The organism is Lactobacillus sp. ESL0233 (genome assembly GCF_003692995.1).
Lineage (GTDB): Bacteria > Bacillota > Bacilli > Lactobacillales > Lactobacillaceae > Lactobacillus > Lactobacillus bombicola.
The window spans coordinates 291,255-305,665 of the sequence record NZ_REHH01000007.1 but is presented as its reverse complement, the minus strand read 5'-3'; the positions used below and the strand labels follow the sequence as shown (position 1 = coordinate 305,665).

Sequence of the window (14,411 nt, the reverse complement as noted above, 5' to 3'; positions counted from 1 at the left end):
TTATTAATGTCAAAAGTTATCGGTATTGATCTTGGAACAACTAACTCTGCAGTTGCAGTTCTTGAAGGTAAGGAACCAAAAATTATTACTAATCCAGAAGGTAACAGAACTACTCCTTCAGTAGTTGCCTTTAAGGATGGTGAAATTCAAGTTGGTGAAGTAGCTAAACGGCAAGCAATTACTAATCCTAATACTATTTCTTCAATTAAGCGTCACATTGGTGAGGCTGGTTATAAAGTGAAAATTGGGGATAAGGCCTATACACCACAAGAAATTTCTGCAATGATTTTACAATATATTAAGAAATTTTCAGAAGACTATTTAGGTGAGAAGGTTACTGAAGCAGTTATTACGGTTCCAGCTTACTTTAATGATGCTCAACGTCAAGCTACTAAAGATGCTGGTAAGATTGCTGGTTTAGAAGTAAAACGGATTATTAACGAACCAACTGCTTCATCACTTGCTTATGGTTTGGATAAAGATGCTGAAGATGAAAAAGTTTTAGTATATGACCTTGGTGGTGGAACTTTCGATGTTTCTGTTTTGCAACTAGGTGATGGTGTTTTTCAGGTATTGTCCACTAATGGTGATACACGTCTTGGTGGTGATGACTTTGATAATAAGATCATTGACTGGCTTGTTAAAGGCTTTAAAGATGAAAATGGTGTGGACTTATCAACTGATAAGATGGCACTACAGAGATTAAAAGATGCTGCTGAAAAAGCTAAGAAAGATCTATCTGGTGTATCTTCAACTCACATTTCACTTCCATTTATTTCTGCTGGTGAAGCCGGTCCATTACACTTAGAAGCTGATTTGACTCGTGCTAAGTTTGATGAATTAACGGCTGATCTTGTTGATCGAACTAAGATTCCATTTGATAATGCACTAAAAGATGCAGACTTAACTGTTAATGATATTGATAAGGTTATTTTAAATGGTGGATCGACTAGAATTCCAGCGGTTCAAGAAGCAGTTAAGAAGTGGTCTGGCAAAGAACCTGACCACTCAATCAATCCTGATGAAGCTGTTGCCTTAGGTGCTGCTATTCAAGGTGGTGTTATTTCAGGTGATGTTAAGGATGTCGTTTTACTCGATGTTACTCCACTTTCACTTGGTATTGAAACCATGGGTGGTGTCTTCACTAAATTAATTGAAAAGAATACCACAATTCCAACGTCTAAGAGTCAAATCTTTTCAACTGCTGCTGATAATCAACCTGCTGTTGATGTCCACGTTTTGCAAGGTGAACGTCCAATGGCTGCTGATGATAAGACCTTGGGTCGTTTTGAACTGACTGATATTCCTGCCGCACCTCGTGGTGTTCCACAAATTCAAGTAACCTTTGATATCGATAAGAATGGAATTGTAAACGTTTCGGCTAAAGATATGGGTACCGGTAAAGAACAAAAGATTACCATTAAGAGTTCATCTGGTTTATCCGATGAAGAAATTCAAAAGATGCAAAAAGAAGCTGAAGAGCATGCCGAAGAAGATAAAAAGAAGAAAGAAGAAGTTGACTTACGCAATGAAGTTGATCAATTAATTTTCTCAACTGAAAAGACTTTGGGTGAAGTTAAGGATAAAGTTTCTGAAGACGATATTAAGAAGGTTCAAGATGCGCTTGATGAATTGAAGCAGGCACAAAAGGACAATAACTTGGAAGAAATGAAGACTAAGAAAGATGCACTATCAAAAGTTGCTCAAGACTTAGCGGTTAAGTTATACCAAGCTAATGGTGGAGCTCAAGGACAACCTGGTGCTGAAGCTGATGGTCAAAATGGCAATGCAGGTGATGGTTCAGCTAGCGATGGCGAATTTCATAAAGTAGACCCTGACAAGTAATGGGTTTATAATTGAATAAATTAGAAAAGAACTGCCATGAAAGTAGTTCTTTTCTTTTGGAAAGTAAGGAGCTTTTAGATGGCACAAGAAGATTATTATAGTGTGCTAGGTGTTGATCGAAATGCCAGTGATAAAGAAATTAATTCTGCTTATCGTAAATTAGCTAAGAAATACCATCCTGATATCAATCATGAACCAGGTGCAGAGGAAAAATACAAAAAAATAAATGAAGCTTATGAAGTTCTTCATGACCCACAAAAGAAGAGTCAGTACGATCAATTTGGTGCAGCTGGTGTGAATGGCCAAGCTGGCTTTGGTGGTGCAGGTCAAGGCTACGGTGACTTTAGTGGTTTCGGTGATTTTGGTGATATTTTTAACGATTTCTTTGGTGGCGCTTCTAGTGGACAGCGACGAGCAGATCCGACTGCACCAACACGTGGCGAAGATTTAGACTATACCCTAACTATTGATTTCATGGATTCTATTACTGGTAAAAAAACGCAAGTTTCATATACTCGTAGTGAAATTTGTGGGACATGTAAGGGAAGTGGTGCTGAAAAGGGTACCCATCCAATTACTTGTGACAAATGTAATGGAACTGGTTATATGACAGTTACGCAGAAGTCAATGATTGGGATGATTCGACGGCAAACGGTTTGTGACAAATGTAATGGACGAGGGATTATTATTGAACATCCTTGTGGTACGTGTCATGGAAATGGTGTTGTAGATGGTAAAAACACTATAGAAGTTAATATTCCAGCCGGAATTGACAATGGTCAGCAGTTACGCTATGAAGGTCAAGGTGAAGCTGGTAAAAACGGTGGGCCTTATGGTGACTTATATATTTCATATCGGATAAAACCGTCCAAGGACTTTAAGCGTGAAGGGAATACAATTTATACAACGGTGCCAATTTCATTTGCTCAGGCTACTCTTGGGGATGAAATTACAGTTAAAACTGTTCATGGGGAGCAAAAATTAAAAATTCCTGCTGGTACCCAGCCTAATAAAAAATTCACATTAAGAGGTGAGGGAGTTCCATATTTACGTGGTAATGCACGTGGTGATCAAGTAACAACAGTTGAAGTACAGATTCCTAAGACCATTAACGAAAAACAAAGAGCAGCCTTGGTTGACTTTGTTAAGGCTGGCGGGGGATCCATTAATCCACAAGAAAAAGGTTTCTTTGAAAGATTAAAAGAAAAACTGCAATAATTAAGAAAACGCAATTTAGTTATTGCGTTTTTTTTATTCTGCTAAACAGTCAATGAAAATCACAGCATTTAAAAATGTTTGCTAGATAATTAATTTAATTGATTTTAGTAGTAATAATTACTTAAAAGTTAATGTTAAGACTTTATTCTGAAACATAGGTCTAACTTGCAGTTATTTTTTCAGTATGGGGGGTATGGTATAATTGTCTTACACAGAAAGAAGAAAGTAGTCTTCACAATAATATAGTAAATAATTATTAATCTGAAAGTAATTAAGAAATAAAAATTGCATCAATCAGCATTAAAACGTTGATTGGTCAATGACAGAAAAAACAAAAGGATGCAAATGATTTATGGATCTAACAAAATTAGAAGATTATCAAAAACATATTCGCAACTTTTCAATTGTTGCTCATATTGATCATGGTAAATCAACGATTGCTGATCGAATTTTAGAGTTAACCGATACGGTTTCAGAGCGGCAGTTAAAGAATCAAATGCTAGATGATATGCCACTTGAGCGTCAACGAGGAATTACAATTAAAATGAACTCAGTTGAAATTAAATATCATGCTCAAAATGGTGAAGATTATATTTTTCATCTTATTGATACACCAGGTCATGTTGATTTTTCTTATGAAGTTTCAAGGTCACTAGCTGCTTGTGAAGGAGCGCTTTTGGTCGTTGATGCTTCTCAAGGTGTACAGGCACAAACCTTAGCCAATACATATTTAGCTATTGATGATGATTTAGAAATTTTACCGGTTATTAATAAAATTGATTTACCATCAGCAAATCCCGAGCAAGCAAAAGAAGAGATTACCGAGATGTTAGGATTAGATGCGTCTAATGCGGCTGAAGTTTCAGGTAAAACTGGGCAAGGTATTGGTGATTTATTAGAAAGAATTGTACAAGATATTCCTGCTCCGGATGGTGATTTAGAGGCACCACTTAAGGCTTTGATTTTTGATTCAAAATATGACGACTATCGTGGGGTCGTCTTATCAATTAGAGTCGAAGATGGAATGGTTAAACCTGGTGACCATATTAAAATCATGAACACGGGAAAAGAGTATGAAGTAACTGAGGTTGGTGTTTCTAGTCCGCATCCCGTGAAAAAAGATCTTTTAATTGCTGGAGATGTTGGCTATCTAACAGCTAATATTAAGTCAGTTCGTGAAACTGGGGTGGGAGATACAATTACTTCAAACGAAAATGCGACAGCTGAACCACTTCCTGGCTATCGTCAAATCCCACCAATGGTTTATTCGGGTATGTATCCAGTTGATAACTCAAAATATGACGATTTGAAAGAGGCACTTCAAAAATTACAATTAAATGATGCTGCACTGGAATTTGAACCAGAAACTTCTACTGCATTAGGATTTGGTTTTCGTTGTGGCTTTCTAGGTCTATTGCATATGGATGTGGTTCAAGAAAGATTAGAGCAAGAATTTAATTTAGATCTAATTATGACAGCCCCTTCAGTCGATTATCATGCAATTATGAACGATGGCTCTACAAAAGTGATTGACAATCCATCTGATTTGCCTTCAGCTGGAGAATATCGTGAAGTTCAAGAACCTTATGTTAAAGCAGAAGTAATGGTACCAAGTGACTTTGTAGGTCCGGTAATGGAACTTTGTCAACGTAAACGCGGTGAATTTGTTACAATGGATTATTTAGATAAATACCGGGTTAATGTAATTTATAATATGCCTTTAGCCGAAATAATCTATGATTTCTTTGATGATTTAAAATCGTCTACTAAAGGATACGCGTCACTAGACTACGAAATTACTGGCTATCGTGCAACCGATTTAGTCAAGATTGATATTTTGCTAAATAAACAAGTTATCGATGCCTTGAGTTTTATTGCTCATCGCGATGAATCACAAAATAGAGCAAGACAAATGACTTCAATGCTAAAGAAGCTGATTCCAAGGCAAAACTTTGAAGTTGATATTCAAGGAGCAATTGGAGCAAAAATAATTTCGCGAGCAACAATTAAGCCGTATCGTAAAGATGTTACTTGGAAAATTCATACAGGTGACCCTGATCGTCGGGCAAAGTTACTTGAAAAACAAAAACGTGGTAAAAAGAGAATGAAGGCTGTTGGACAAGTTGAAGTTCCCCAAGATGCGTTTATGGCAGTTCTAAGAATGAATGATGATGATTTAAACTCAAAATAAATTTTAACAAGATATTTTAATTCCAAAGATTTAATATGGTACTGTGACAATTTTTAAGTTCCAGCATCGCAATATTTAACTTTGGAATTTTACTATTTTAGAGAAGGCATAATTAAGTAAATGATAAAGTGGAAAGAGCGCACTAGTAAAGAATTAGCTCCTGAATTAGTTGAAAAATATCAGCTAAAACCCATTGCTGCAAAATTGTTTGCATTACGTAATCTAAATACAGTAGAGAAATTAGAATATTGGTTAAATGCTACCGAAGAAGATTTAGCTGATCCTAATTTAATGCATGATATGGCTAAAGCAGTCGCACGTATTAATTTAGCTATTGAGCATAATGAAAAAATAACTATTTATGGCGATTATGATGCAGATGGAATAACAGCTACTGCTATTATGATGGAAACACTGGAAATTTTAGGGGCTGATGTGCACTATTTTATTCCTAATCGTTTTGAAGATGGTTATGGTCCCAATTTAGTCGCATATAAGAAAATAGTTGCTAATGGGACTAATTTAATTATTACCGTTGACAATGGTATTACTGGAGTAGAAGAAGTAGCTTATGCCAAGCACAAGGGTGTTGATACCATAATTACGGATCATCACAAAATGCAAGAAAATGTACCTGATTGTTATGCCCTAGTGCACTGCAACTATCCGGGACAAAAATATCCGTTTGATGATTATTGTGGTGCGGGAGTTGCTTATACAATTTGTCGTGAATTGATGCAAGATCCGATGCCTGAATTATTAGAGCTTGCGATGATTGGCACAATTGGTGACATGGTGAAAGTTTCAGGTGAGGGGCACATTGTTGTCAAACGTGGTTTAGAAGTACTAAATCAAACCGATAGACCTGGGCTGAAGGCACTAATTAAAAATTCAGGATTGCAAAGTGGTCAAATTGATGAGAATGATGTTGGCTTTAATATTACTCCCAGATTAAATGCAGTGGGAAGACTCGATAATGCTAGTTTGGCAGTTGAACTATTGTTGTGTGAAAGTGAAGCTGAAGCGCAAAAAATAGCCGATAAGATTGAAAACCTTAATGAACAGCGTAAAGATTTAACAGCTAAAGTATATAAGGCATGCTTACAGCAAGTTAAAGTCAATAATTGGCAATCAAGGGAAACACTTGTTATCTATTCTGCTGACTTTCACGAAGGTGTCTTAGGACTGGTGGCTAATAAAATTGCCGAAGAGTTACATAAGCCAACAATTATTTTAACTAAAAATAGAGCAGGAATTATCAAAGGTTCAGGGCGTTCAGTTGCAAATTTTAATATTTTTAATGCGTTAGATAGCTTAAAACAAAATTTATTTCTTAAATTTGGTGGTCATGACTTTGCTTGTGGGCTATCAATGGAAGAAAGCAAAATTGCTACCCTTAGAACCGAATTTGAAGCTAGTTACGATATTCATGAAAGTACAGTAGTTAAGTATTATGATTTTGAATTACCATTTACGCATCTTTCTCTTGATATTATGCACCAAATTAATCAAGTTGGACCCTATGGAACTGACAATGTAAAGCCAATTTTCAGTATTTCTAATTTAGAAATCAGCAGTTGCTTTTTTATGGGTAAGGATAAGAACCATATTAAATTAACATTAAGCCAAAAAAATAATAAATTAGAGGTAGTGGGCTTTAATAAAAAATACATAACTAAAGATTTATTACCATATATAAACCAATTGTTTATCCAACTTGGTGAAAATAATTATCGTAATCAAGTTAAATTACAGGGAATAATCGAGGGAATTGTTTTTTCAGCACCTAAATTTTTGTTTTCAACTCCAGTAATTGATTTGCGTCAAGAAAAGCATATAATGGGCTTTGCTGATCGCTATCTTTTATTTGACAAGCAAAACTTAGAAGTGGCAAATAATAGTTTTGATATTGATTCTAAAAAAATCACCCTAATTGATGAATATGATAATGACAGTGATCGTGAAGTTGTGGTCTTTCTCGATACACCTCATAATCAGGTTGAATTGGATCAAGCCTTGAGTAAAAATTATAAACAGCTTTATTTACGCTTTCTGCTAGATCAATTACCAATTAAATTAATGCCGGCAAAGAAATATTTTGAAGTGCTTCTTAAATATGTATACCAGCATCCAGGATTAGAAATTAATGAATATCGACAGGTGGCACCATTTTTAGGTATTGATTATCAGAATATACTATTTATTATGCGTGTTTTTTATGAATTAAAATTTATTACAATTAAGCAAAATAAAATTTGGGGTATTAAAAATCCAGAAAAAAAAGCCTTGACTGCTTCAAAGTATTTTTGTGCTATTCAATCACAACTTAATTTTATTCAACAATTACGACAAATGCCAAGTGAAAAGTTGCTAATGTATGTTAATCAGCAATTAAAGAACAATAATTAATAGCATTTAATGCTTTTAAGATAAAAGTCTGGTAGAATAGATAAGTCAAAGAAGCTGTAGCAAGCAATTGAATTTGGAGGTTTTTTTCTTCTTATGGCAAACGTTTTTGAAGATCATATTGCAAGTGTCAAGGATTTCCCGAATAAAGGAATTACTTTCCGCGACATTACACCCATCTTGCAAGATGGGAAGTTATTTCGAGAAGCTACTCACCAATTGGCGGAATACGCTAAAAGTAGAGCGGCTGATGTAATTGTAGGCCCTGAGGCACGCGGTTTTATTGTTGGCTGTCCAGTAGCAACTGAATTGGGCTTAGGTTTTGTTCCCGCCAGAAAGCCACAGAAACTACCACGTGAAGTTGAGCGCGCATCCTATGATTTAGAATATGGTTCCAATATTTTGGAAATGCATAAAGATGCAATTAAACCCGGACAACGAGTAGTCATCTGTGATGATTTGCTTGCTACGGCTGGAACTTTAAGAGCATGTAAGGAACTTGTTGAAGAACTAGGTGGCGAACTAGTAGGAGCTGCTTTTTATATTGAACTACCTGATTTAAAGGGTAAAGAGAAGTTGCCAGGCTTAGATGTCTTTTCTCTTGTTCAGTATCACGGAGCTTAAGAACAATAAAAAAGGCTTGATGCACAAGTGTATCAAGCCTTTTATTTATAGGACTCTGGTATTTAAAAGTAGGGATCAACTTAATTTTCTTAAACAGAACGTAATCATCGCAAACTTTTTTTAATTTTAGGACGAAATCTTTTTACAAATAGTGTTCAAGTATTTATAATGGTACGGTATCTCAAAAAAGGAGCATAATAATTTGAAATTAAGAAAAGCAACCATGGCCGATTTTGACCAAATTATGACGATTTTGAAAGATGGCGCTAACCAGTTAGCTGAAAGAGGAGTTGATCAATGGCAAGGAGATTATCCTTCTAAAGCTCAAATTAAAGAGGATATTGAACATGGTTCAGCATACCTAGCTTCTTCAGCAGATAGTGAAACAATTGGGGCAATTTCTATTGTAAACGCTCCTGATCATGCTTACGATAAGTTAGTTGGCCAGTGGTTATGTAATACTGATAAATATGTAGTTATTCATCGAGTAGCAATCCATTCAAATTATGCAGGGAAGGGCTATGCAACAGAATTATTAAGCTCTGTTATTAATTATATTCTCGATAATAGAACAGATATTGATTCAATTCGCATTGATACTCACGAAGATAATAAGGCAATGCAACATTTAATTAATAAGATGGGCTTTACTCGAGTAGGTACTTTGCATGGTGTATATAGACCAAATGAAACATCTTATGTGTATGAATTAAAGAGTAATAATTAATAAAAGGTTCCGTTAACTTTGGGAATCTTTTTTAATTTATTGTTGTTTTTTTAACTAGTTTTGTAGTATATTTAAATAAACTGTTTAAACAATAGTTACTAAAATACAAATTATATATTGATTTATTGCAAAAAACAAAAACAGTTAAAGCTTATTAAATTAAAACCGTATAACTCGATAAAATCAACAATTTTAAGGGGGTGGTTAGAGGGTCATTGATATATTATGATTTATGTTAATGATTCAAATTTTAAATAAACTAATTAAATTTCCTGATTAATTAAATATTTTTTCCTATTTTTAATTTTTATAACCAAACACATATACAAACACATATACAAACATATTTTATTAGGCGAGGATAGTCAGGAACGCCTGATAATCTTTAAAAGCTGAGTACGTCAAAATGGCGTGCTCAGCTTTTTTAATTATTAAAGAGGCAACAAGAAGCAGCTCATATTTGAGAGACAATAAAAATCGCTCCCAAACTTATCACAAGAGATATTTGGAGCGATCTACTTCAATTTTAGTTATTTATTTTTCATAATTGGTTGATAAAATAAATCAATTAAGATTGCTGCTATTAAACTAATAAAAATAGTAATTAGCAAATTTATCCAATTAATCTGAGTCATCGCAATTCCGCTTAGTGCAAGCACAATTGTTAGAATAATATCTCCCATTTGCGTTAATCCAACGGCTTTAGAAGGATAGTCTTGCCAAAAGTAATGCTTTGTCCGAGTTATTAAAATAATAAACATTGCACTTAAAACTAGATATACATAGACCATAGTTGAAATAGTACCATGACTAAAGTTATGGTTATTTAAGTACCAAATACCTGCTATGCCAATCAAGGTCCAGCCGAATGCTAGTGAAAAAGCAATTTTAGCTAACTTAGCCATATCCCAATTTTCTGGTCGGTAAGTGATGTGGGTGCGATCAGTACCAATCATCATTGTAACCATGTTATTCATAATGGTATAAATAACCATTGCATTTAAGGCCATAGGGATATAATCGAAAAATAAATAGCCAAAAGTAAGTAGCATAGTGAGTTGAGCAGTTCTAGCTAATTTTGTTAACGACCAGGTAGTCATTCGCTGATATACCCGATGTCCAGCGTCTAGAATTTTAACAATGGATGCTAAGCCATCATCAAGAAGAACCATCTTACTGGATCGTTTGGCAACGTCGGCTGCATTTGAAACAGCGATTCCAACTTCGGCTTGTTTTAATGCAGGAGAATCATTGACACCATCCCCAGTCATTCCTACAATATAACCTTTTTTTTGAAAAAATTTGACCATTCGTAATTTATCTTCTGGTAACACGTCAGCAATTCCAGCAAGATGTTGAATATCAGTTTGATCATTAAAATCATGAATAGAAATAACTTTTCCGCTTAAGTTAACTTGTTTTGCAACAGCCTGAGCGGTTTTTTGGTTATCACCAGTTAGCATAATTGGCAGAACACCACGTTTTTTAAGTTCAGCTATAGCAGCTTTTGAGTCAGATCTTACTTTATCTTCTAAAATAAATACTCCCGCTAAAATATCATCAATTAACACAGCAACGGATCGTCCTGAACTAAAATCAATATCTTTAACTTTGGTTAGGGCAGTTGAATCAATTAAAGATAATTGCTTGAATGACCCTAATTTAACATTATGGTTATCAACATTGGCCATTGAATAGCCTCTTGCAGAGGTAAAAGGAGTAAAGTCCTTACTAGTTTTAATCTGTAAGTTGCAGTTGGAAATATAATCGGTAATCGCAGTATCAATAATTTTTTTATTCCTTTGATCAATGGCGGCAGAAGCAAGTTCTAATACCGTATCATTGCTCATCTCACTAAAATTAGTCCATTGAGAAACAGCTGTTTTATTTTCGGTAATTGTTCCAGTTTTATCTAATAAAATTAAATTTAAATTAGCTGCATCTTGAATACCGGTTAAATCAGATGTCAAAACCCCCTCTTTGCTTAATCTAGTAGCTTCAAAGGAATTGGAGAGGGCAAAGGTTGAAGGCATCGCAACAGGTATGGAGGCAATAAACATCATTGCCAAAAATGGTAGCATATCAATTAAATTCTTCAAATCACCACCTTTAAAGAAGGAAGCAATCACGATTACTAAAGTTAAAATTCCATCAAGGATACAGAGATAATAAATAATTTTAGTTAATAGTTGTTGCAAGTGACCTGGAGCAGCTGAATTATTAATTAAATTAATGGTTTTCCCAGAACGTGAATTTGCCCCAGTTGCGGTTACACGAGCTAGGGAACTTCCTTCGGTTACAGTTGTACCCGCAAAGGCGATATCTGTAATGTTCTTTTTTACGGTTTTTGCTTCACCCGTAATAGAACTTTCATCAAAAGAAACTGGGTTATCAAGTATTTGAACATCTGCCGCTAGCACATCGCCAGATTGGATACTAATCAAATCGCCTGGAACTAAATATTTGGAATCAATAGTTTTCCAAATTCCATCGCGTTGAACTGATACCAGAGGGGTTAATTTATGAGAAATAGTGTTTAAAACACGGCGAGACTGCTTTTTCTTTGAAGCACCATTCCAAGCAGCAAATAGTAACATTAATAAAACGAAAAAAGATTGGATCCATTTACCTAAAAGACACTCAAGAAGTAAGGCAGCTTCTAAAATCCAGGCGGATAGATTCCATAATTTAGCTAAAAATTCTTTAAAAAAGTTAAATTGAGGTTCGGGTACTTCGTTTAACCCATTTTTTGTTAGTAATTCATCTGCTTCGGCTTGACTTAAGCTAGCAATTTTTTCAGACATAATTTTCCTTCCTTAACAAGTAATTCTTTATTTAAGTTAGCATAAATATGCCCCGTTTTCTAGCAAATAAAACGGAATGGTTTTACTTACAACAAATAGGGCACAAAAAAAGCTTGCTTATAAGCAAGCTTTTTTATGATAAGACTAATTAGTCCTTGTTAACGTTATCTGGGAAAGTAGCTAAACGTTCACCTGCACCAAGTTCTTCTTCGATTTCAAGTAAACGGTTGTACTTCTCAACACGTTCTGAACGAGCTGGAGCACCAGTCTTCAATTGACCACCATTAATTGCAACAGCGAAGTCAGCAATAAAAGTATCACCAGTTTCACCTGAACGGTGAGAAATCATGGTGTTGTAACCATTCTTACGTGAAAGACGAATAGTTTCCAAAGTTTCAGTAACAGTACCAATTTGATTCAACTTAATTAATGATGCATTACCAGCACCTTCCTTAATAGCTTTAGCTAAAAGTTGAGGATTAGTACAAATGAAGTCATCTAAAACGATTTGAATTCTGTCTTTGTGAGTTTGAGTAAACTTAATCATTCCTTCAACATCATTTTCATCGTATGGATCTTCAATTGAAATTAATTCAGGGAATTCATCAAGTAACTTGTCGTAGTATTCAGCTAATTGATCGTCGTCAAAGACTTTACCTTCAAAGTGGTACTTACCATCTTCTTTGTTGTAGAAGTATGAAGCAGCACAGTCACAAGCAATTGCAATATCTTCACCAGGCTTGTAACCGGCCTTAACAATAGCATCGTGTAAAGCTTGCAAAGCTTCTTCAGAGTTCTTCATGTTAGGAGCGAAACCACCTTCGTCACCAAGACCAGTTTCGTAACCCATGTCTTCAAGAACCTTCTTTAATGTGTGGTAAGTGTTAACAATCTTTTCAAAACCGTCACGGAATGAAGTCTTTTTAACTGGGGTAATCATGAATTCTTGAACATCGATACCGTTGTCAGCGTGTTCTCCACCGTTAATAACGTTGTGGAAAGTTTGAGGCATTTCAAGGTCAGTTCCACCAAGGTAACGGTATAAAGGTTGATGAGTATCTTTAGCAGCAGCAGCAGCAGTAGCCATTGATACACCCAAAATTGCATTAGCACCAAGCTTAGCCTTGTTAGGGGTACCATCTAATTCAATCATAACACGGTCAATATTTGCTTGATCGTGAGGATCTAAACCCTTTAAAGCTTCGGCAATCTTAGTATTAACGTTTTCAACGGCTTTGGCAACACCTTTACCGCCAACACGATTATCACCATCACGCAATTCAACAGCTTCGTTTTCACCTGTTGAAGCACCAGATGGAACTTCGGCCTTTCCTACAACACCATTTGAAAGCGTAACAAACGCCTCAACAGTTGGATTACCACGTGAATCATAGATTTCCAGTGCATGAACATTTTCAATGACTGATTTTAACATCTAAAAACCTCCTAAATAATAAATGCTGTACTAATTAGTACATACATTAGTGGAGCAGAGCTCCAAGTCTACATGACAAATTTTAGCCTAAGTTTGTGATTATGTAAACATTTGTAACCGTTTTCTAGTATTAAAAATTTTATAAGCATTTATTCGCTTTTTTAGTCGATTTGCATTATTATTTAACTATACAATCTTAACTTTGATTGGTTTATTTTTAATAAGGATATTCAATAAATGGAAGAAGTAAAATTAATAATCGATTCTAGTGCTAATGAAAAGATAAGTGAAAGACTGACAGTCGTTCCTTTAACAATATCAATTTCAGGTAAAGACTTTATAGATGATCAACATTTAAATATGGCTGATTTTCTTGATTCAATGGCGAAAAATACCGAAGAGGGAAGGACATCTTGTCCAAGTATCGATGAGTGGCTTAAAGCCTTAGAAGGTAGTAGCCGAGCAATTATGTTAACAATTACTAGTGGACTTAGTGGTAGTTTTTCTTCAGCTTATCAAGCAAAGCAGATATATGAAAAAGATAATCCTAATAGTCGGGTCATCGTTATTGATTCTAGAACTGCTGGACCAGAGGTTTCAATGATTCAACGTGAAATTGAACGCTTGGTTGATGATCAAACTAGGTTTGTAGATATAGAACAAAAAATTTCGGAATACAAAACGCATACGCACTTATTGTTTGTGCTACAATCCCTACATAATTTAGCTTTAAACGGTCGTGTAAGTATGGCAGTAGCTAAAGTAGCTAAAATGTTAAAAATCAATCTTGTTGGGACAGCTAGTGAGCAAGGGAAATTGGAACCAATTGCTAAAGTACGTGGTATGAAGCGTTCTTTAAATGAAATATTAAAATTGATGAATGAAATGAACTATCAAGGTGGGCGAGTAATCATTGATCAGTGTAATAATGAAAAAGATGCGCAAGTACTTAAAGAAAAAATTCTCATATCATATCCTCAAGCAGAAATAATAATTCGACCAATGCATGGTCTATGTGCTTTTTACGCAGAAGCCGGTAGTTTAATGGTTGGTTTCGATGAGCGGTAATTTTTAAATAGCGAAAAGCAGTTCAACATAGCGATGTGAACTGCTTTTTTGGTAATTATTTTATTACACTTTAAAAAAATGACGGTTAAGATA

The 14,411-nt window shown here is 35.0% G+C and carries 9 protein-coding genes; 7 read left to right on the top strand and 2 right to left on the bottom strand.

Annotated elements, in window-relative coordinates:
* Positions 1-6 precede the first annotated feature (6 nt).
* The 6 genes from dnaK to F5ESL0233_RS04495 all read left to right on the top strand — a co-directional run bounded on the left by dnaK (position 7) and on the right by F5ESL0233_RS04495 (position 9,011).
* Positions 7-1,845 carry a molecular chaperone DnaK gene (gene dnaK / locus F5ESL0233_RS04520; RefSeq protein ID WP_090092174.1) on the top strand — a complete coding sequence of 613 codons (1,839 nt, stop codon included), beginning with the start codon at positions 7-9 and terminating at the stop codon, positions 1,843-1,845.
* Between the two features lie 78 nt (positions 1,846-1,923).
* Positions 1,924-3,063 (top strand): molecular chaperone DnaJ, encoded by a 1,140-nt coding sequence (gene dnaJ / locus F5ESL0233_RS04515; RefSeq protein ID WP_090092172.1) that lies wholly within the window; start codon positions 1,924-1,926, stop codon positions 3,061-3,063.
* Between the two features lie 352 nt (positions 3,064-3,415).
* Positions 3,416-5,254, top strand: a complete 1,839-nt coding sequence (lepA, locus tag F5ESL0233_RS04510) for a translation elongation factor 4 (protein WP_122058966.1) — start codon at positions 3,416-3,418, stop codon at positions 5,252-5,254.
* 123 nt (positions 5,255-5,377) lie between these two features.
* Entirely contained in the window at positions 5,378-7,663 is a 2,286-nt protein-coding gene (gene recJ / locus F5ESL0233_RS04505; RefSeq protein WP_122059254.1) for a single-stranded-DNA-specific exonuclease RecJ, read from the top strand.
* A gap of 93 nt (positions 7,664-7,756) precedes the next feature.
* On the top strand, positions 7,757-8,284 hold the full coding sequence (locus tag F5ESL0233_RS04500; RefSeq protein WP_090092169.1) for an adenine phosphoribosyltransferase: 528 nt from the start codon (positions 7,757-7,759) through the stop codon (positions 8,282-8,284).
* A gap of 202 nt (positions 8,285-8,486) precedes the next feature.
* Positions 8,487-9,011 carry a GNAT family N-acetyltransferase gene (locus F5ESL0233_RS04495; protein ID WP_090092168.1) on the top strand — a complete coding sequence of 175 codons (525 nt, stop codon included), beginning with the start codon at positions 8,487-8,489 and terminating at the stop codon, positions 9,009-9,011.
* A 530-nt stretch (positions 9,012-9,541) separates the two neighbouring features.
* Here F5ESL0233_RS04495 and F5ESL0233_RS04490 read toward each other — a convergent pair.
* A complete protein-coding gene (locus tag F5ESL0233_RS04490) occupies positions 9,542-11,815 on the bottom strand; it encodes an HAD-IC family P-type ATPase (RefSeq protein WP_122058964.1) in 2,274 nt (757 codons plus the stop codon).
* 148 nt (positions 11,816-11,963) lie between these two features.
* Entirely contained in the window at positions 11,964-13,250 is a 1,287-nt protein-coding gene (gene eno, locus F5ESL0233_RS04485; RefSeq protein WP_118897025.1) for a phosphopyruvate hydratase, read from the bottom strand.
* A gap of 237 nt (positions 13,251-13,487) precedes the next feature.
* Between eno and F5ESL0233_RS04480 the strand changes: the two genes are divergently transcribed.
* Positions 13,488-14,318 carry a DegV family protein gene (locus tag F5ESL0233_RS04480; RefSeq protein WP_122058963.1) on the top strand — a complete coding sequence of 277 codons (831 nt, stop codon included), beginning with the start codon at positions 13,488-13,490 and terminating at the stop codon, positions 14,316-14,318.
* Positions 14,319-14,411: the final 93 nt, after the last annotated feature.

What these genes read in the sequence shown, in the direction of transcription:
- dnaK (WP_090092174.1), top strand. Translation starts at nt 7, where the DNA reads ATGTCAAAAGTTATCGGTATTGATCTTGGAACAACTAACTCTGCAGTT.
- dnaJ (WP_090092172.1), top strand. Translation starts at nt 1,924, where the DNA reads ATGGCACAAGAAGATTATTATAGTGTGCTAGGTGTTGATCGAAATGCC.
- lepA (WP_122058966.1), top strand. Translation starts at nt 3,416, where the DNA reads ATGGATCTAACAAAATTAGAAGATTATCAAAAACATATTCGCAACTTT.
- F5ESL0233_RS04500 (WP_090092169.1), top strand. Translation starts at nt 7,757, where the DNA reads ATGGCAAACGTTTTTGAAGATCATATTGCAAGTGTCAAGGATTTCCCG.
- F5ESL0233_RS04490 (WP_122058964.1), bottom strand. Translation starts at nt 11,815, where the DNA reads ATGTCTGAAAAAATTGCTAGCTTAAGTCAAGCCGAAGCAGATGAATTA.
- eno (WP_118897025.1), bottom strand. Translation starts at nt 13,250, where the DNA reads ATGTTAAAATCAGTCATTGAAAATGTTCATGCACTGGAAATCTATGAT.
- F5ESL0233_RS04480 (WP_122058963.1), top strand. Translation starts at nt 13,488, where the DNA reads ATGGAAGAAGTAAAATTAATAATCGATTCTAGTGCTAATGAAAAGATA.